General features: G+C 48.6%; 10 protein-coding genes. 5 read left to right on the top strand and 5 right to left on the bottom strand.

What is annotated here, in order from left to right; genetic code table 11:
• Positions 1–103 precede the first annotated feature (103 nt).
• The 5 genes from SPB21_RS21570 to SPB21_RS21550 all read left to right on the top strand — a co-directional run bounded on the left by SPB21_RS21570 (position 104) and on the right by SPB21_RS21550 (position 9,269).
• The gene (locus tag SPB21_RS21570; RefSeq protein ID WP_499867686.1) at positions 104–3,028 is read left to right on the top strand and encodes a UPF0182 family protein; all 2,925 of its coding nucleotides are present in this window, start codon (positions 104–106) and stop codon (positions 3,026–3,028) included.
• A 365-nt stretch (positions 3,029–3,393) separates the two neighbouring features.
• The gene (locus SPB21_RS21565; protein WP_499867685.1) at positions 3,394–4,581 is read left to right on the top strand and encodes a sigma-70 family RNA polymerase sigma factor; all 1,188 of its coding nucleotides are present in this window, start codon (positions 3,394–3,396) and stop codon (positions 4,579–4,581) included.
• A gap of 46 nt (positions 4,582–4,627) precedes the next feature.
• Positions 4,628–5,821 (top strand): DUF1822 family protein, encoded by a 1,194-nt coding sequence (locus SPB21_RS21560; protein ID WP_499867684.1) that lies wholly within the window; start codon positions 4,628–4,630, stop codon positions 5,819–5,821.
• A gap of 21 nt (positions 5,822–5,842) precedes the next feature.
• Entirely contained in the window at positions 5,843–8,308 is a 2,466-nt protein-coding gene (locus SPB21_RS21555; RefSeq protein ID WP_499867683.1) for a CHASE2 domain-containing protein, read from the top strand.
• A 208-nt stretch (positions 8,309–8,516) separates the two neighbouring features.
• Positions 8,517–9,269 (top strand): DUF928 domain-containing protein, encoded by a 753-nt coding sequence (locus tag SPB21_RS21550; RefSeq protein ID WP_499867682.1) that lies wholly within the window; start codon positions 8,517–8,519, stop codon positions 9,267–9,269.
• Positions 9,270–9,387: 118 nt separating this feature from the next.
• Here SPB21_RS21550 and SPB21_RS21545 read toward each other — a convergent pair whose 3' ends face one another.
• The 5 genes from SPB21_RS21545 to SPB21_RS21525 all read right to left on the bottom strand — a co-directional run bounded on the left by SPB21_RS21545 (position 9,388) and on the right by SPB21_RS21525 (position 18,852).
• On the bottom strand, positions 9,388–12,009 hold the full coding sequence (locus SPB21_RS21545; protein ID WP_499867681.1) for a CHAT domain-containing protein: 2,622 nt from the start codon (positions 12,007–12,009) through the stop codon (positions 9,388–9,390).
• A gap of 514 nt (positions 12,010–12,523) precedes the next feature.
• Positions 12,524–15,304 carry a two-partner secretion domain-containing protein gene (locus tag SPB21_RS21540; RefSeq protein ID WP_499867680.1) on the bottom strand — a complete coding sequence of 927 codons (2,781 nt, stop codon included), beginning with the start codon at positions 15,302–15,304 and terminating at the stop codon, positions 12,524–12,526.
• A gap of 230 nt (positions 15,305–15,534) precedes the next feature.
• Positions 15,535–15,852 carry a hypothetical protein gene (locus SPB21_RS21535; RefSeq protein WP_499867679.1) on the bottom strand — a complete coding sequence of 106 codons (318 nt, stop codon included), beginning with the start codon at positions 15,850–15,852 and terminating at the stop codon, positions 15,535–15,537.
• 1,644 nt (positions 15,853–17,496) lie between these two features.
• A complete protein-coding gene (locus tag SPB21_RS21530; RefSeq protein WP_499867678.1) occupies positions 17,497–17,937 on the bottom strand; it encodes a hypothetical protein in 441 nt (146 codons plus the stop codon).
• Positions 17,938–18,540: 603 nt separating this feature from the next.
• The gene (locus SPB21_RS21525) at positions 18,541–18,852 is read right to left on the bottom strand and encodes a hypothetical protein (RefSeq protein WP_499867677.1); all 312 of its coding nucleotides are present in this window, start codon (positions 18,850–18,852) and stop codon (positions 18,541–18,543) included.
• Between the last annotated feature and the right edge of the window lie 1,138 nt (positions 18,853–19,990).

Genomic DNA, 19,990 nt, shown 5'->3' with positions numbered 1-19,990 from the left:
CGGTCTCGATAGAGACTGGCGGTTTGGGAGGCCTGGTCGAAGATCTTGTCTAAGATAAAGTAAGACCGCTTCGATCTAACTGCTTCGATCTATCTAATGCACTATGGCGACTCTGCAAGACCGGCCTCTGCAAGGGGCTACCCCACGACAATCTGCGAGAGCCTCTTGGACATGGGGACTGATTGCGATCGCACTTTTCCTCAGCGTTGATATCCTCACCTACTTTGCGGCAGAAGGTCTGTGGTTTCGCTCAGTTAACTATCTGGATGTTTTTTGGCTGAGGCTACGCACCCAGGTGGTGTTGGGCACAATGACGTTTTTAGGCAGCTTGTTATTTGCCGGTCTAAATCTCTGGCGAGCCCGGCAGCTGAGTTTTGATGACTATTGCATTGTTCCCAGTGCTGAAAATCGACGCAGAGGCATTGGTTTAGGGCGGCTACTGCCCCTGGCCATGGGGTTGGCACTTCTGCTTTCAGTTTCTTTGCTGTATCACGGACAGCTAGCCCTGACCCGCTGGCATTCCATTGCGGCTGACCCCCTGCCCACCTTGCCCCTGTGGCTGAATGTGGATACTGGCTGGCGGATTATACAGCAGCTTATGGCTCAACCCTGGCAGTTGGGGCCGTTGATGGTCATTATGTTGGGGGTGATGATTTATCCAGGGGTGGGCAGTGCGATCGCAACTTTGCTCCTCAGCCTTAGCTTTAGTTTGGTCCTGTCCTCTAAGTGGTCACGGGTACTGCCAGCCCTCAATCCCACCAGCTTTGAACAATCTGATCCCCTGTTCAATCACGACATTAGCTTTTACATTTTTCGCCTGCCTGTGCTAGAGCTGGCAGAATTCTGGCTGTCTGGCCTGTTTTTGTTTACGTTAGTGGCGGTTGCCCTGGTTTACTTGCTAGCGGGCAAACGTCTCAGTCAGGGACGATTTCTAGGTTTCTCTGCCCGACAACAGCGGCACCTGTATATCTTGACAGGTCTATTGCTGTTAACCACTAGCATTGACCATTGGCTGAATCGGTATGAGCTGCTTTACTCCCGCCAGGGTGTGACCTACGGCGCTAGCTACACCGATGTCATGGTGGATTTGCCAGTACAGACAGCCCTGAGCATCATTACCCTGAGTTTGGTGGTCATAGCATTTAGTAGATATCTCTTTGGGTTTGCCAAACATCGATCCAGGTTGAGAGTCCCCTCCTTTGCAATTCTGATTGCGACGTATTTAACGGTTGCTCTACTGGGTGAAACCCTGGCTCCCTGGTTAGTGCAACGCTTGGTGGTGCAGCCCAATGAATTTCAGCGAGAGCGTCCCTACATTGAGCGCTCCATTGCGTTTACCCGTGATGCGTTTAACCTTACCGATATTCAAGAAGAGAGTTTTAATCCTCAAAATAATCTCACAGTCGAAAAGCTAAACAATAACGATCTGACGGTGCGCAATATCCGAGTTTGGGATACGCGCCCCCTGCTTGAAAGTAACCGGCAGTTGCAACAGATTCGCCTGTACTATGAATTTTTCGATGCTGATGTAGATCGCTATACCCTGACCAAGAGTGACGGCACCACCGAACGTCGTCAGGTGCTGATCTCTGCCCGTGAACTCAATTATGAGCAATTAGAAGATACGGCTCAAACTTGGGTGAACAGACACCTCAGCTATACCCATGGCTATGGCTTCACCATGAGCCCGGTGAATACGGCAGCCATTGGCGGTCTGCCAGATTACTTTATTAAAGACATTGCCCATGTGCCCAGTAATGAAGATGTTGCCCGCAGCATCCCCATTGGGCAGCCACGAATTTACTTTGGCGAATTAACTAACAACTATGTCATGACTGGTACTCGGGTGCCCGAACTGGACTACCCAGGGGAAAATGACAATGTTTATACCACCTATGCTGGTACCGGTGGCATCTCGCTGGGGGCTTGGTGGCAGCGATTGCTGTATTCCAAGCATCTCAGCGACTGGCAAATGTTGTTTACCAACGATTTTACCGCCGATACAAAACTGTTGTTTCGGCGCAATATTCAAGAGCGTGTCAAAGAAATTGCACCGTTTCTGCAATTTGATGGCGATCCCTACCTGGTGGTGGCCGATGCCAATGCCCAGGCCGCCTCTGATACCTCTAATCCGATCGATCCCGAGGGTAGCTATCTCTATTGGATCATCGATGCCTATACCACGAGCGATCGCTATCCCTATTCAGACCCCGGTGGCCAACCGTTTAACTATATTCGAAACTCTATCAAGGTGGTGGTGGATGCCTTTAATGGCTCAGTCTCGTTTTACGTTGCTGATGCCACTGACCCCATTATTCAAACCTGGGCTGAATTGTTTCCCAAAATGCTTCAGCCTTTAGAATCAATGCCTCCGGCGTTGGTCGCCCACATTCGCTATCCCGAAGACTATTCCCTGGTGCAGTCAAATCAGCTGTTGGTTTATCACATGACCAACCCACGTATTTTTTATAACCGCGAAGATACCTGGCGAGCTCCCAATGAAATCTATGCCAATGAATCTCAGGTGGTAGAACCCTACTATTTGATTATGAAACTGCCCAAGGAAGCGGCAGAGGAATTTGTTCTGCTCCGGCCATTTACCCCATCGCAGCGGAACAACCTGATCGCGTGGCTCGCATCCCGTTCCGACGGCAATCAGTATGGTCGGATGTTGCTCTACCGCTTTCCTAAGCAGGAACTGGTGTACGGCCCTGAGCAAATCGAAGCTCGGATCAATCAAGATCCAGAAATCTCTCAGCGGATCTCCCTATGGAATACCCAAGGCTCACGGGCCAATCAAGGCAATTTGCTGGTCATTCCTATCGAAGAATCATTGCTGTATGTAGAGCCGTTATATCTAGAGGCTGAACAAAACCGATTACCAATTTTGGCCCGTGTGATTGTGGCGTATCAAAATCGTATTGCCATGGCAGAAACCCTGGAGCAATCTTTGCAGGCAATCTTTAATCCTCAGCGTTCAGGGGGCTCGACGATTTTACGAGACTTGAATGCCGAGCTTTTGAACTAGTACCCCGATGGCAGAAATTTAGCAGCCTATGGCATCCCCCATCCACTCTCCACCCATCCTCCCATCGACCCATCCACATTTGATAATGGACAAACGTACGCCATAGAGTCCCCGTGAGCTATCAAATTTCGACCGCGTCAACAATTCAAGTAACCTTTGATAAAATCAATCCAATCAATAGAGGTTGCCTATCGTTTTTGGAGAAATGTGCCTTAACCATTCAGGCTCCTATAAGGAAAGTGCGATATATACAGTTTTGGAGGTTGTCAATCATAGAATGGTAAAGGTGAAAACTATCAATTGTGATTTTGCCGGATGTTGCTCGACCCTCATGTAAGCGTGCTTAAGGCTCCTTTATTTTTGATATGCATTCTCGACAGAGCCTCATCGAAATCTTTTCAACCTTTATTGAATTTCGGTCAGATCGCTTTAATCGTTGGGTAGTAGATCCTAGATTGCGGAGAAATTTTGAGCAGCACCAAGATCAGTTGGCCAATACGGAGCCTTCAGAAGATTTTTGGTCACTTTATTGGCATTCACGTTGGAAAAAGCAGCCAGATGATATTGCGCTTGGGCATCTAGCGGCCTATTTGCAGGAAGCCTGGTACTGGTCTGCTCAGCGGTCAATGCGCATGCTCAGCCGCACCTCGTATCGATTGTCTGACTGTTTTCAGCTGGCCAATATAGATCTAGCGAAAGTTTTAGCAGGGTATGATCCCCGACGCGGTGCCAGCTTAAAGGGGTATGCCAGAATTGTTTATGCTTCTTTGATTAGGGATACGCTACGCCAGCGTCAAGAAGCGGATATTTGTACCGTGTGGACGCTTTTGCGGCGGGTGAGTAAACAGCGCATGGTAGAGGCATTGCGCCATGCCGGATTATCACCTACGGCGATTGCCCAGTATCGGTTGGCCTGGGTTTGCTATAAAACCCTCTATGGTGCTGCCAAAGCCCATAATCGTAAATTGCGAGCACCGGATCGGGAGCAGTGGATTGCGATCGCAACCCTTTACAACGCCGAACGGCTCATGCAGCTATCTGAACCAGGGGCTGTGCTGACACCAGCAGATCTGGAGCAACGGTTGACCCAATGTGCTGCCTGGGTGCGGGAATACATGTACCCGACTGTCCAATCATTAAATGTCCCCAGCCCTAACCGAGAGGTGGGTGAACTCCAGGATGAGCTTTCTGACTCACTGCAATCATCACTTATTAACGCCATTATTGAGCTAGAAGATGGTCAGCAGCGCCAGATGCAGCAGGCTCACATCAACACAGTCCTGATCGCCGCTATCGGTAAATTGACCCCAGATAACCAGGCGATGCTGCATCTGTACTATGGTGACGGCTTGACCCAAGTACAAATTGCCCAGCAGCTAGATATTAAACAATACACAGTGTCCAGGCGTTTGACCCGCACCCGCGAAAACTTACTGCGGGCCTTGATAGCCTGGGCCAAAACCATGCATATTTCGCCTTCGCCAGACCTAATCACCAACATGAGTGTTGCCCTGGAAGAATGGCTGACGGTTCACCACCGCAATCAGTCTTAGATTACTAGATTAATAACCAACCGTTGCCAGCGATGGAGTTGCGCGCATGAGCCTCACATTTGCCCAGCCTACTGAATGGTGGCTAGAAATCCCACCCAATATCCAAACCCAATGTTGGCAAGACAGGGAGACCTTAGTCACGCCTGGTCGTCGTGAGGAATTCTATCTAAATCAGCTTTGTCTGCGGGTGTTTTTACCCTGGTTTCAGCAAGAATATGCCCGAGAGACATCCATCTGGCCCAATGTAGATAGCTTGCCGAATATTTGGGAAATGGTGGGCGGTAGCTGTCTGACCATGGGGGCTAAACGGCTGGTGCTACTCCCTTCAGAGACATTGGATACAGGCGGATTAGACATTCCTCAAGAATGGGTAGATATTCCAGATTGGGCCGCCGATTATTATCTAGCAGTCCAAATTGATTTAGAAAACCACTGGCTCAGGGTGTGGGGCTATACAACCCACCAGCACATTAAAAAAGTGGCTGATTACGATGGGTGCGATCGCACCTATTGTTTGTCAAGCCAGGACCTAAAACGCGATCTCAATGCCTTCTGGAACATCTGTCAATTTTGTCCAGATGCTGACACTCGGGCGGTGATACCGCCGTTACAGCCCTTATCTCCCGCTCAGGTAATTCAAGCCATGCAACAGTTAAGCCAACCCAATACAGTATTTCCTAGACTCATGCTCCCGTTTACCCACTGGGCGTCGCTAATCCAGGGTGAAGACTGGCGTCAGCAGCTATATCAGCGACGCATGGAAAACCAGCAAGCAAAGTTGGTTAAGGCCACTACAAACCTGAGCCAGTGGTTGCACAACCTATTTGGTGAAGACTGGCAACCCCTTGACTCATTTTGGGGCTTGCAGCATCCTGCCTTTGCATACAACATGCGACGGGCCAGAGAGCCTAAAGGATTTTGTGCACCAAGAATTAAATTCGTTACATTAAATGCTGAAGTAGAACCCCAGACGGTAGCATTACTGATGGTGTTAAATTCAGAGTCCGATGGGCGTATGGGTGTGCGGGTACAGGTACATCCAGCCGTTGAGAATAATCATGTGCCGACTGATCTCATTCTCTCTATTTATTCCAAAGATGATGAGATATTGCAGTCTGTTCAAGCCCGTACTCAAGAAGACTACATGCAGCTACCTTATTTCAGGTGTCAGCCGGGTACTCAGTTCCGTCTTCAAATTGACCTTAGCGATGACACCTTTAGCGAAACCTTTTCGGCTTAATAGATTCTCTGAGATGCTTCTATGAATCCACTGGTTGTCTTAAATTTAGGTCCAGGGAATTGTCAAACAGGCTTTAACAGCGTTAATGCCCAGCTCTTATTTCCAGATAGTGAGCTGCCTGTACAATACCGTGGTCGTGGTAGTCTGCCTGCGGCTAAAAATCTCCCTGAGCTCTACGAGCAATGGCGTCGTCTGTACGAAGCCTTGAATAACCGCTTTCGCTCGCGGCTATCGGCAAAAGATCTGATTGAATTTGAACCAGAACCCATTACTAATGTTTCCAGGGTCGACTTGCTAGAGTTGAGTGAGCGTTTAGAGGGGGAAATCAATCAGTGGCTAAATTCTCCTGGCTTTCGTAAGATCGATCAGCAATTACGGGTGAAACTTGATCCTAAAGAGAATGTTAGGGTCATTATCGAAACGGACGATCCTCTACTTCAGAAATTACCCTGGCATCTCTGGCGATTTTTTAAGGATTACACCAAAGCAGAGGTGGCTCTGAGTTCTCCAGAGTATGAGGTTGCCAGCCAGACCACCACGGCCATCAGTCGTCGGATGAGAGTTTTGGTGGTTTTAGGGCATAGTGAGGGGATCGACACTCAAGTCGATCGCCTGATGCTTGAAGATGTTGATGCTGACACTATTTTTTTGTCGAACCCTAACCGAGCTGAATTAGACCGACAGTTATGGGATGACAAGGGCTGGGATATTTTCTTTTTTGCTGGCCACAGCACGAGCCATGCCGTTGATGAGAAGGGCAAATTTAAGGAGCAGCTGTTTCTAAATTCGGATGAAAAGCTCTCTATTGATGAATTGCGGAATGCTCTGAGTGCATCTATTAGCCGTGGTCTCAAACTAGCTATTTTCAACTCCTGTGATGGTTTAGGTTTAGCGCGGGCGTTAGCTGATCTAAATATTCCTCAGCTGATTGTGATGCGAGAGCCGGTGGTTGATCCGGTGGCCCATGCGTTTTTAGAGAACTTTTTACAGACCTTTTCCCATGGAGAGGCGTTCTACACTGCCGCTAGATATGCCCGAGAGAAACTACAGGGGTTAGAGGGAAAATATCCCGGTGCTAGCTGGTTACCTGTGATTTTTCAGAACCCAACGGAAGCGCCGATTGTTTGGACTAAAGGAGCAGCGCCACCTCAATCACAGTCGTTATTGCCCGAACAACGAGAACCAAAGCCCCAGCCAGTTAAACCTAAGACATTATTGGATATTAACTGGCGTCATCTGTTGGTCACCAGCTTAGCTGTTACCCTACCGCTTGTCGGTGTCAGGGCCTTAGGGCTTTTGCAGCCGTTAGAGCTATCCGCCTATGACCATTTAATCCGGTCTCGGCCAGTGAGCTGGGAGCAGCCTGCTGTTGATCAGCGTCTGCTGGTGATAGAAATTGAGCAAGATGATACCGATAAATATGGCTATCCCATTCGAGATGGCGTGTTAGCTGCGGCATTGGACCAACTACAGCAACGCCAGCCTAGGGCCGTAGGCATTGATATGCATCGCTATCAGGTGAATGAACCTGGTCGAGAGGAGCTGCTTGAGCAGTTTGAAAAATCGCCTGATCTGATCACAGTGTGTTCTTTTGATCAGAATGATCGAGAGATTTTGGGTCATCCTCCTGAATTCTCTCGTTATCAAGCTGAACATCAAGTGGGTTTTAGCGATCTCGAAATTGATGATGACTATCAGCGTAACCGTCCGGTTGTACGTCGTCACTTATTGTCTTACGACCCCCACTTAGGTCCTGTTTCGTCGGCTTGTTCCACACCCTATAGTTTGAGTCTCAATCTGGTCCTACGTTTTTTAAGAAAAGAGGGGGTGCAACCTCTGAATGCGAATACACAGCAGAATTGGCACTTAGGCCCTGTTGTGTTTAATCGGTTGGCTGTACGGACGGGTGGTTATCAGCAGTTGGATGGTCAAAGTAGTCAAATTTTGTTGAACTACCGATTTAAGCCTAAGCCTGCGCACCGCATTAGTTTTACGGACCTGCTGGAAGGACGATTTAATGATAATTTAATTCGCGATCGCATTGTGCTCATGGGGGTGACCGATCCCATTGCTAATGATATTCGTGAAACACCTTTTGGCACATTGCCAGGGGTCTGGGTTCATGCCCACGGGGTAAGTCAGCTGCTCGCGGCTGTTTTAGATGAGCGCCCCTTAATTTGGGTATTGCCCCAAGTCGGCCAGTGGCAGTGGGGGGACATGCTCTGGATTTGGGGATGGGCCGTTGTGGGTGGTGTGTTGGTGTGGTGTATTCGCCGCCCAGTGATGGTGTTACTGGTTGTGGGCGGGGCCAGTGTGGGCCTGCGTCAGGTTTGTCTCTTGCTTTTAGTGCAGGGGGGATGGGTACCCCTGGTACCCGCATTATTTGCATTAGGTGGAACTGCTGGAGTTTTGTTAGCGTATAAGCATGGTTATCTGCGCGTTATTACGAGTGCAGTGTCAAAGTTAACAATACGGGTTGGGTCCTGATAAAGAGTGCTACGTCAGCCTTAGCGAAGCAATGCCTTTTAGGCTATTGCCTCCAGGGCGATGGGGTGAAGTGTGGCTCTTCATCCCTTTAGATTCTTTACCAGCTTTGCCTGAAATTTTCAGCTTGACAGACCATTAAACTACGGACTACTAAATCACTGTCGAATCGTTGGACCTGAAAACGTTCTAGATATAGAGGAGTTGAGAAATGCGATCGCAAAACCGTTTAGCCCTCGTCAGTTTTGCATGGGTAGCACTTTTGGGCCCCCTGGGTTTCATGCCCATTGCTTCAGCTATTCCCAATCCGATTGACAATGGTCGTGGTCGGAAAGCTGAGCTACCCGATGCCCCATCAACACCACCACCATCGGGTAACCGCCAACCCGGAGGTAGCCTCAGCGGTGGTCCGGCGGTGTGTCCTCAAAAACCCCAGAAATTAACGGCGATTACCCCGGCCAATGTCCATGGCAAAACCCTGGCGGGATATCCCACAACCTTTTGGTTTTACATGCCCTATACCGTGGATGAGGTGGAAAGTGGAGATTTTTCCATCTTGACTGAGTCTGAAGATGATCGGGTGTATGAAACCTCATTTGAACTGCCTACTCAGCCAGGGTTTGTCAGTATCACGTTGCCAGCTGATATTGCCAATAGCCTGGAAGAAGGTCAGTATTATCACTGGTATTTGAATGTATCCTGTATTGCCAGTGACGAGGCTGTGAGCGACCTGAATATTGATGGCTGGGTACAGCCGGTGGCGTCGGCATCACCCGTGCAGGGCAATGCCCCATCGTCTGATATCTGGTACGACAGGGTTGACCAGGTTGCATCACAGCTGCAAACAGCGTCTCCCAATGATGGGGATATTAGACGTACCTGGGCTGACTTGCTAGAGTCCGTTGACTTGGGCGAGTTTACTCAATACCCGGTGGTCGGTCCAGTAACGTTGACAGATGGTTAGTTGACAGATGGTTAATTGCAAGGGGATTTAATAAATTGCTTTGAAACTGCCTAACCCTTGTGGGGGTGTTGCCTTGTGCACACCTTGCCCTAGGCAGTTGTGGGATCATTTGATTTTGTTAACGCCAATTGCCCACCAACACATAGGTGGCCCAAAGGTGGGGGGCGCGATAACCCCGTTCAATCAGGGCCAGCTGAGCGTTTTGTAATGCTTTTGCTCGGCTAGTGCCTGGCTGTTTTAGTTCCTCATAGAACCGGATCATCAATTCTGTATTGGGGATGTCCTGCGCTTCCCATAGGGTGGAAACGGTGCTGCGTGCCCCTGCTTGTACGGCAATGCCAGCCAGGCCCAGGATGGCTCGATTATCGCCGGTGGCGGTGGAGCAGGCGCTCAGTACCAGCAATTCGATGGGGGTTTCGCCCTGCACACTGGCCGATTGGATCAGATCCCCAAGTTCTTGACCACGGATTAGTTTTTGGTGGGCCACGATAAAGGTTTCTTCTGGATCGGAGCTAAAGACACCATGGGTTTTGATGTGAATGCCTGAGAAACTGCCTGTACTCAGCTGTTGCTGTAGTGCTTCTCGCTGAAAGTTTTCATTGGTTAGGGGTGGCTGCGGGCCAAACAGCTCACTGATTTTGTCTAACTCAGCATCGAGCTTTTCAATGGCAGGAAACTGTCGATTTTCGATTTCCTGGGGGGTGCCCACACCTCCTGTAAATACCCTGAGTTCTTTGGTCAGGGGTCTGGGGGTGAACAGTTCCAGCTCAGGGGCGATTGCGATCGCATACTTCTGCACCAGATATTGCTCCCCATCATTTAAAACCGCCATGGGAATATTCCGCAAAGCACCATCCAACACAAAGACCAGGGTTTTTATGTCAGAGTTCTGTAGCGCTGCCTCAATCGTTTCTGAAAACAGCCATTTATAGATCTCTTTAGCAGCCTTTCTAACTTCAGGTGTGCGGTTGGGGGCATTACTGAGATCCCGCCGCAGCTGTTCTAACTTAGTTTCAGCCGTTTCCTGAGGGATCTCAAAATCAGCAAACATCTTCTGCCCCTGCAGCTGTAGAATCACCGCGATCCGATCTGGCAAAATAATCGGATATAGAATCGCAGCATCAGTATCCGCCTCAAACTGGCTGATGGTGGTGGTGCTGGCTAAGTCACAGCGCAGAAAGTTTTCCAGCTCACTCAGCTGTAGGCTATCAATCTGTTGGATGGCAAGGTTTAATGTTTGGTCACTTAAGCTGGCCTGATCGCCATGGCTCAGCAATAACTCCACAAACTCACGATAAACAGGCTCAACATTATCCCGAAACGAAAATTGCACCTCTGCATCGATAAAGAGCAGATTTTTACGAACCTGTTCTAAGGTTTTGACGGCAGCATCATAGGCCTTAACAGCTTCATCCTGTTTGCCTTGTTTCCTTAACAAACGCCCCTGTTGCCATTCCCAACGATAGCGACCATCTAGAAATTGCGTCTCATTGGTGAGCCACAGGGCCTGCTGGGTCAGCGCTTGAGCTTGAGGCCATTGCTGGAGCATTTCGTATAGCTCACCCCGCTGGCCAATGCCATAGGATTCTGCAATGGTGTCATCCAGGGCCTGGGCCTGTTGGATGGCAGTGACCAAAATTGCGTCAATCTCTTGCCAGCTGGGAGTGCCTGCTTGACTGACCTGACGGTTCTTGGGCTGCACCTCGCTGACCTGCATCAAGGTGGCTAAACTCTTGGCAAAGTTGAGTTGGGCATAAATAGCAGTGCGGCTGGGCGGTAGTTGGGGAATGGTGGATAGCAGATCTGGCCATAGGGCTTGGGCTGCGGACCATTCTTCAAGGTCTATTAAAAAACTGAGCCGGTTCAGATTGGCCTGCACCTGATTGAGTGACGCTGCACCAGTGTTGGCAACTTCTTCATAGGCGGCAAGCGCCGCCGTTTGATGTACCAACGCCTCATCTTTTTTGCCAATGGCGCTGGCACTATCACTAAGGGCGCGTTCAGTATTGCCCAGATCCAGTAACACTGAGGACTGGATCTGGGGGCGGTTAGCTGTCTTGGCGATGGCCAGACTCTGTTGCAGGTTTTCCTGGGATGCCGTTAGTTCGCCAAACTGTCGTTGAGCATTACCTAAATGCCAGAATCCTTTGGCCGTTAATATGGGGTCCAGCGCTCCATTTTGCAAAATTTGAGAGATTTCCTCATTCAAAATGGTTTTAGATTGTACGTGCAGACCTAAGGTTTGCAGGGCTTTTGCCTGGTTGATCAGACTCAGTAAAACACCTCGCTTATGGTCTGCTTGCCGATAAGCCGTTGTTGCCTCACGCCAGCTTAGTAGGGCGGCTTCCATATTGCCCTGGCCCCAATACAGGCGGCCCTGGGTGTTTAGGGCTTTGGCCAGGGTTTCGGAGTAGGCGGCTGAATCGCTTGGGGTTTCTAGTAGGCTGAGACTTTGGGCAATTGTTGCGGTGGCTTGGGGCCATTGCCCCAGGTGTTGGTGGGCCAGGGAGAGATTGCTGAGCAGTAGGGCCTGGGTAAGCGTGTCTGAAGTGGTTTGGTGGTTTTGTAAGGCCTGGCTCCAGCTGGTGATGGCGGCAGCGAATTGCTCTGATTCATATTGCCGGATGCCTGTTTGTAGGAGGGAGCTGGCTGAGGAGGTTTGGGCCGTCTGTTGCTTTGTGTTTTCCTTGAGGAGGCTACCGTGTATACATAGCTCGGCAGGGAGTTCAACATTCTGCATGACCCCCCTTAATCCCCCCTTGGTAAGGGGAGAAACTCCGGTCCTCCCCCTTACCAAGGGGGAGTTAGAGGGGGTTAGACAACCGCAAACGCTAGTATCCAATCCTTGTGTATACACCGTAGCCTTAGTAAGGGGGGAAACTCCGGTCCTCCCCCTTACCAAGGGGGAGTTAGAGGGGGTTAGACAACCGCAAACGCTAGTATCCAATCCTTGTGTATGCACCGTAGCCTTAGTAAGGGGAGAAACTCCGGTCCTCCCCCTTACTAAGGGGGAGTTAGAGGGGGTAGTGCAACTGTGAGTGCTAGTTTGCAGGACTTGTGTGTACTCCGTAGCTTCTAAAGGGAAACTAGATTTTTGCTGGATTGCTGAATAATCTGTAGGCCTCCCTGAATTAGCTGCCATTACCCGATGGCTAAACTTTGGGAAACTGAATGTGACTAGAAAACTGAGGACGGTTAGCAGTACAAAACGTAAGTAGCGGTGTCCTGGGGTTTGACGGAACGGATAGTTCATCTTAAAACGCTCCGTTTAAGGTTACCTGGCAGGAACTATGGGTGTCTGGGGTAGTCGTGAGCAGGACAATGTTGCCTTGTTCGTCTCTGTTCCAGCCTTGGGCTTCGATCAGTGTGTCGGTAGGGTCAGTTTGTTGGGTACTGACGGGCTGAGGGAGGGTTTGGCCTGCTGGGTAAATGTCTTCTTGAATGCCGTCGCTACTGAGGGGTTCGTAAGGGTTTGAGGGCAGTCCGCCCTGGCCTGTGGCGATAAATTGTCCGTTGCTGCCTGCTTGACATCCCTGGCTAATTTCTGGGGCGGCTAGACCGCTGGGTAATGGATCAATGCCTTCGTCTGGATCCACTTGCAGTGTGTCAATGATGACTTCGCCATCAATACCGGCTTCTGAGCTGGCATCAATGTCATTGGTCCTATTGCCCAGTGTGGCTTTGTTTTCTTCGATGCCGAAAAGGGTGTTGGCTTGAATGGCAATGCGGCCACCGTTGCCTTGTCTGGCAATGGCTTGAATGTCGTTACCGTTGGGGCCATCTGGGGATAGGGCGATGATAAAGGGGGTGGTGATATTGACGTTGCCACCGTTGGCAGTATTAAATGCTTCGGCAGAGATGAGACTGTCGCCTCGTAAAATTAAGGCATCTTCTATTTCTAGGTTAATATTGCCGTCTTCCCCTGCTTGTACGGAAGCGAGGAGTTTCCCGTCATTGAGTACGACGGTTTCTGCTACCACATCCAGCATGCCGCTGTTGCCGGTGCCTTCGCCGCTGACTTCTACTTCTGCTCCATTTTGTACTCTAAATTGACCGTTGGTTTGAATGTCGATGTCGCCTGCTGGGCCTGCCCCTGTGGATCGGGTGGATAGGCTGCCGTTGCCGGTGAGGGTAATGCCTTCTGGGGCTAGCGCTACGACTCTGCCGCCGTCGCCACTGCCGCTAGTTGCGGCTGAAATGTTGGCATTGTCTTGGAAGTTGACTGTCACAGCATTGTTGCTATGGTTGGGAGCCAGGGTAATCAGGCCAGCATTGGCAGGGCCTTGGGTTTCTGCCAGGATGCCGGTGGTTTCGCCAGAAAGGTTGATTTGGTCGATATTTAAGGTGACGCTACCTCCCTGGGTCGTGGCGGCGGCGGTGGCAGTGGCGGTGGCGGTAATGCGGGCTCCTGAGTTGGCGGTGAGTTGGTCTGTGTTGAGGGTAATGTTGCCGCCCCTACCTAGGGTGTTTGTTTCTGTTGTAATAAAACCGTTCGAGAGGGTGACTTGATTAGCACCATTGATGACAATATTCCCTGCATCGCCTTCTGTAGTCATGCCATCATCAGTCAAGTTACCGACAGCCGATATGCTGGCAAGATCTTGAATAGTTAACTCTGGTGTACTGATAATGATATTGCTGGCATTTCGTTGGCCCTGAGTTGCGCTGGTGATGCTACTACCATCGTTTGCGAGAGAAACAAATTCCCGCGCATCTATATTAATTAAACCAGCTGCTTCTGTATCAATGGCTGCACCAAATGTTCGCGTTGATATCTTAGAGTCATCGAGCAGAGAAAGTGTGCCAGTTTGAATTTCAATATTACCGGCACTGCCAGCAGGAGCCGGATCTCCAAAAGACTCGGCAGTGACAGCGCTGTTGTTGCTGAGTAAAATACTATTAGTAATTAAAGAAACCACTCCAGCATTTCCTGCCCCATTTGTTCTGACGCTGAAAGTAGCACCATTCTCTAGGGAGAGGGTGTCAGTTGAAATGATCAAGCTACCCCCGTTTCCAGAGCCCCTAGTACTGACACTAATACCTCCACCATCAAAAGTTACAGACTCGTTTGCATAAAGCAAGATATTTCCAGCATTGTCTGGTCCAGATGTGGCGCTATCAATAGCACTACGATTGACGAATGAAATAGAGTTGGCCCTGATAACAAGGCTGCCAGCAGAACGATCAACGCTAGTTAAGCTATTGGAGATATTCAAGCGGCCTCTGTCTAAGATAACATCAGCTAAAGGAACATCATCTGGATAACTTAGACTGATGCTGCCACTATCAATATCTAAACCGACTGTAGCGGTGCCCTTGACGCCACCTAACTCCACCCGGCCACTGGGAGCTGTAATAATACCTCCACTGAAATTAGTGGGGGATGATTTTTCAATAATTACATCACCCCCCACTAACAGTAAGCTATTATTCTCCTGCACACTTAACCCAAAACTAAAAGAAGTTGGATTTAAGGCAGTAGACTGATTAATAATAGGTTGAGGTGCAGATTGGCTAAATAACAACGCAGAGGGATTAACGGTTAGCCTGACCAGATCAGAATTTATCTCAGTAGTACTAAAACTACCTTGATCGCCAAACTGGATCGCATCGGCTGTCGTGGCAACAAATGAGCCGCCCAAGTCTAAACTTCCCTGGGGACCAAACATAATGCCCTGGGGATTTATCAAAAACAGATTGGTGTCACTGGTAACATCGGTGCGAATGGTCCCCTCAATCATAGATAAGGGACCATTCACTACCCGAGCGAGAATATTGACAAGGGCGGGATCATGGTCAAACGTTACTGTGCTTCCAGCAGGCACTGAAAACTCACTAAAGCTATGGAATAAGTTTCTTCCAGTGGAGTCAATGGTGCCCCCTGTGATGGTGCAACTGACGGCGCAGGAACCAGGATCTGGAGTGGCCGTAGTGCCATCGGGTGTAACCTGTGCCCATGCAGCTTGACACGACAGTAAGCTGCAGACAAAAAGTTTGCTTGCAACCCATAGCCCAAAATTGTATTGTTTCACCATCACGATTGAGCTTTAGCCTTCCAGTATTTTCCTCCAATTAGGATACATCTACCCGTCAACCCTGGTGCACCAGAATCTATCTACACCTAAACCGTTATGTGGGTAAAAAAGCCTTTTACCCACATAACGGTAAGGAAAGTGTTCAAAACAGTTATCGGTTTTACAAATTAATAACTGTTTTGAAATTAAGTAGACCGCATTCTCCCTGCGGAATTCTGACTAGAGGAGAGCTATGATACGGTATACGCTACAGTAAGCATGCCTCCCCCATATACAGCAGCTGTAGCTTCACAAGTTCCCGGTCCAGAATTTGAATCACTAACTGCATTGACGAACATTCCTCGACAAGGTTCACCATTTTGATAAACCCTAAGAAACTCTGTTCCACCAATTGTTCCTGAAGCGCCGCTAAAAGTAACAGGGGTATTAGCTTGGGTGATGGTTGCGGTACCAATAAGTTTATTCCCAAAACGAAACTCTAGCGCTGGGCCATTGAAGGGGCCACTACCACCCGTAAATGTAACGTTGTTGAGTGTGAGTGTTGCCATTTGTTTGATTCTCAGTAATAAAAATGGACAGTTTTAGTGACAAAGAGAGGGGCAATCCCTGGCCAATAGCGCAAACTCAGGGGACTTTGCGGCTATAACACATCTCTTAGTGACGACTCTTACTTAATATAATGCTTCGCTTCGCTTCTGTTCGCATTACCCCGGCGGGTACTTTTGATACAGGGCAGATATTCGTGAGTTATTGGTTTGAGCCAGAACGAACCTGTCAATGCCAGTACACTAATAGTTTCAAGCACTACGCAACAGTATTTTGCTGTTTGAATACTGTGTGCCTTAACGCACTGACCCACTCAGTATAAAAGTTCTACTCAGGGTTGAAACCAGATTGTGCGTTATCTGCAATCTGATTTACTTCGCCCAAGTACGATTGTGATTAAGGGCTGCTGATCGGCATAGGTGTTTCCCAAATGGTATGTAGCGGTTCTCATTTGGGATCAAGGCTCAAATCTTGCACCTGGCGATGAAGCGTCAACCCGCCTTGGACTCAAAGTCGCAAGGCTAACTGGAACAAAACCCACTAAAGGGGTTAAGAGAACGGCAAACGCTTATGCATAGAGCTTCACAGCCAATGTTGTCGCTTTAGCGACAGCCCTCGATGAGCGCTCGGTTTTGAACCGGGCGTGGGTGTGAGGCTCGTCTCTTTATGGCTACCGTGTATACACATCTCTAAAGAGAGTTCACAACCCTGCCTTACCCCCTTAATTCCCCTTCGTAAGCTACTGAATATACATAACTGGAAGATGATTGGCATCGAGCATGATAAACGACGGTTCCCCTTACCAAGGGGAACCAACGGAGGGGTCTTCGGTCATTAGCGCAAGTGATCCACACACCTCCCTGACGGTTCCCCTTCCCAAGGCAGGGTTGTTTCGTGTTCACCAGAGAAAATCTATAAGGCTTATGACTTTGTTTATCCTGAATCGAGATATGATCGGAAGGAACCAAAACCGGTTGCTTGGGGTCCCTCCGAGTTCCCCAAACCCCCTGGGCAGGGCCGTGAGGCCGCCCTACAACCCAGCCTACTGAGTTGTCCTCAATTGCATTAAATTAAGGGTTACGGCGGGGGCGATTAATCAGGTTATCGTGTCGTTGTTTGGCACGGTCCATCTCCACGTAGAGCATGCTTTTTCTCAAATGAGCTTTCAATGCCTTCAGATTTTCTATCCATACAATGAAACAGCCCTGCCTTACCAAGGGGAACCATGAGCAGACTGTCTTGAAACACTCCTAAGAAACACAAACTAATCAACCCTAAAATAGACTGATTGTCGACAGAATCACGACAATTGTGTTTCTTGCCGGTTGATCGAACAGCCCTGCTGTTCGTAAAAGGCTCAGCTCTTGCCCCTGGCGATGAAGCGTCAACCCACCTTGGACTCAAAGTCGCAAGGCTAACTGGAACAAAACCCACTAAAGGGGTTAAGAGAACGGCAAACGCTATATGTATAGAGTTTCACAGCCAATGTTGTCGCTTTAGCGACAGCCCTCAATGAGCGCTCGGTTTTGAACCGGGCGTGGGTCTGAGGGATATGCCTTACAGATTTTCTCTGCTGCACACGAAATGCCCCTGCCTCTCAGAAGGCCAAGGCTTGATCGTAAGGATGAGCAGCACACTACTCAACTCTAAGCGATGATGTCATATCTAACATGGACCTCACCAAACGGAGCCTTAATGACTGCATCAGCATCTTTTTGAGGTAGATTGACATCTAATATTGGCTGAGTACACATACTGAAAAAGGCACCATCCCAATACTGCCAGAGATTACCAGGAGTCTCTAGATTAAGGGCAGTATCAGCTGGATAATCAATCCACTTCGAAGTTTGATCGATTAATAAAGGTGAACCTATTTTCTTGTCTATAAAACGAATGTCTAGCTCGGTGTCACTAGGCCAATTGCCGACAAGCATGACCTTGTTCAAAACTATTTTAGATGTTGCAGTACCTGGCCCATGGCCGCTTGCTGATGCCGCAGAGTTTTGATTACCCAAAACAGCTAAAACGCCTGTTCCAACAGCCACAAAACCATATCGAATAAATTGACGCCTGTTCGGATTGGTCATGACACTAAACATGCTCCGTGAGAATAGCTTAATGGGAGAACTACTACACTGATGAACGTTTACGAAGGTTCAGGAACTTTAGCGATATTATGGGTTTAGCACTTTATCTTTAATAAGCTAAAGATACCACGAACTCAAAGTGGCAAGCTGTTATTACAGTTACATCAAACAACCTAGAGTTCCGATGTTTGGGCTCTTGAGGCTGTTTATCTATCGTTTGTAAAAGCGGTTAGCGGTTACATGATTTGTACTACCATGATGACATTGCTAAATAAACTTTAAAGCTATGGGATTAGCTCCCAAGCTACTGCTTTACGCATTACGAATCAAGCAATTAAGGCGAATCCTGGAGAGGTGGGTTATTATTGGTTGAGATCGATGATTCATACTGAAAGTGGCAACTCTAGCAGAAGAGCTAATTGGGACTTCGAAGCTCTGAGACGAGCTTATCGACAGGACAATCAAAACAATCCAACTGCTGCATCTGATGCAACATTACGACAACATTTTTTCCCTCCTGAATCTCGTCGATAATGTCGTGAAGCCTATGAAGTTATCGATTTTCTCGGAAAACATCATTGCTAGAGAAAATCAATTCTCAGCTTATGGCACAATGTCATATCTGACATAAGTATCACGGTTACCAAGTCGAATAATTGCTTCAACATTTATTTGGGTGGGTCTATTATTGAGTGGCTTGCCAGCCATGTTGAAAAAGGAACCATTCACATATAGCCAGAGATTCCCAGCACCAGGAATTTCCAAAGTAGTGTTAGGTGGATAATGAACCCATTGAGAGGTTTGACTGATTGTCACCGGGGCACCTATCGGCGTACCGATAAAACGAATATCGATTTGGTAGCTGCCAGACCAACCACCTTCAAGTTTAACTTTCTTCAGTGTTATCTTTGCCATTGCAATTCATTTCCTTTCATTGAGGGGGCATGCTCACAGAGTCAAGGGTAGAGAACATCTCTGGTTAGTATTGAAAATCCAGGAATTTTGCATCTACAACATATCTCTTAGTGACGATTCTTACTTAATATAATGTTTCGCTTCTGTTCGCAATGCCCCGATGATTGCTTTTGATACATGGCAGATATTCGTGAATTATTGGTTTGAGTCAGAGCCAAAACTGTCAACGCCAGTGGCCCACTAGGGTCAAGCACTACGCAACAATATTTTGCAGCTTGAATACTCTGTGCCTTAACGCACTGACTGCTCAGTATAAAGGGCATACCTAAGATTGACACCAGATTTTGCGATATCTACCATCTGGTTTACTTCGCCCAAGTGTGATTGTGATTAAGGAATGCTGATCGGCATGGGTGTTTCCCAAATGGTTATATAGCGATTCCCAGTGGGGATAACCTCAGCTCTTGCCCCTGGCGATGAAGCGTCAACCCGCCTTGGACTCAAAGTCGCAAGGCTAACTGGAATAAAACCCACTAAAGGGGTTAAGAGAACGGCAAACGCTTATGTATAGAGTTTCACAGCCAATGTTGTCGCTTTAGCGACAGCCCTCGATGAGCGCTCAGTTTTGAACCGGGCGTGGGTTTGAGGCTTGTCTGTACCCTAGGGGTGATTCACTTGTCAAAGCATATTCCTTAATACGACACCTGGGAAAGACGCCATTGGTTATCCAGGCCGCCTTTATGGCTACCGTGTAACGCATCTGAAAGATTATTAACATCGACTATGACGGCAACGGTCCCCCTTGGATAAGCTACGGTGTAAACACATCTCAAAAGGGAGTTCACCATCCTGCATTATCCCCCTTCGTAAGCTACTGTGTAAACACCACTGGAAGATGATTAGCATTGAGCATGATAAACAACGGTTCCCCTTACCAAGGGGAACCAACGGAGGGGTCTTCGGCCATTTTCGCAAGTGATCCAGACCCCTCCCTGACGGTTCCCCTTACCAAGGGGAACCATTAGCAAATTGTCTTGAAACAATTGAATCTTAAGGGGTTTGGACCTCGACGGTGAGGCTTCGACGGTGAGCTCAGCCGCACCGCTCAGCCGAACGGGGCCTAAACAACCTTTGCCCT

This window comes from Leptothoe sp. ISB3NOV94-8A, assembly GCF_043421595.1.
Taxonomy (GTDB): domain Bacteria; phylum Cyanobacteriota; class Cyanobacteriia; order Phormidesmidales; family Phormidesmidaceae; genus Leptothoe; species Leptothoe turfae.
Note: the sequence above shows the minus strand (reverse complement) of the source record. Positions and strands in the feature narration are given on the sequence as shown.

What these genes read in the sequence shown, in the direction of transcription:
- SPB21_RS21570 (WP_499867686.1), top strand. Translation starts at nt 104, where the DNA reads ATGGCGACTCTGCAAGACCGGCCTCTGCAAGGGGCTACCCCACGACAA.
- SPB21_RS21565 (WP_499867685.1), top strand. Translation starts at nt 3,394, where the DNA reads ATGCATTCTCGACAGAGCCTCATCGAAATCTTTTCAACCTTTATTGAA.
- SPB21_RS21560 (WP_499867684.1), top strand. Translation starts at nt 4,628, where the DNA reads ATGAGCCTCACATTTGCCCAGCCTACTGAATGGTGGCTAGAAATCCCA.
- SPB21_RS21555 (WP_499867683.1), top strand. Translation starts at nt 5,843, where the DNA reads ATGAATCCACTGGTTGTCTTAAATTTAGGTCCAGGGAATTGTCAAACA.
- SPB21_RS21550 (WP_499867682.1), top strand. Translation starts at nt 8,517, where the DNA reads ATGCGATCGCAAAACCGTTTAGCCCTCGTCAGTTTTGCATGGGTAGCA.
- SPB21_RS21545 (WP_499867681.1), bottom strand. Translation starts at nt 12,009, where the DNA reads ATGCAGAATGTTGAACTCCCTGCCGAGCTATGTATACACGGTAGCCTC.
- SPB21_RS21540 (WP_499867680.1), bottom strand. Translation starts at nt 15,304, where the DNA reads ATGGTGAAACAATACAATTTTGGGCTATGGGTTGCAAGCAAACTTTTT.
- SPB21_RS21535 (WP_499867679.1), bottom strand. Translation starts at nt 15,852, where the DNA reads ATGGCAACACTCACACTCAACAACGTTACATTTACGGGTGGTAGTGGC.
- SPB21_RS21530 (WP_499867678.1), bottom strand. Translation starts at nt 17,937, where the DNA reads ATGACCAATCCGAACAGGCGTCAATTTATTCGATATGGTTTTGTGGCT.
- SPB21_RS21525 (WP_499867677.1), bottom strand. Translation starts at nt 18,852, where the DNA reads ATGGCAAAGATAACACTGAAGAAAGTTAAACTTGAAGGTGGTTGGTCT.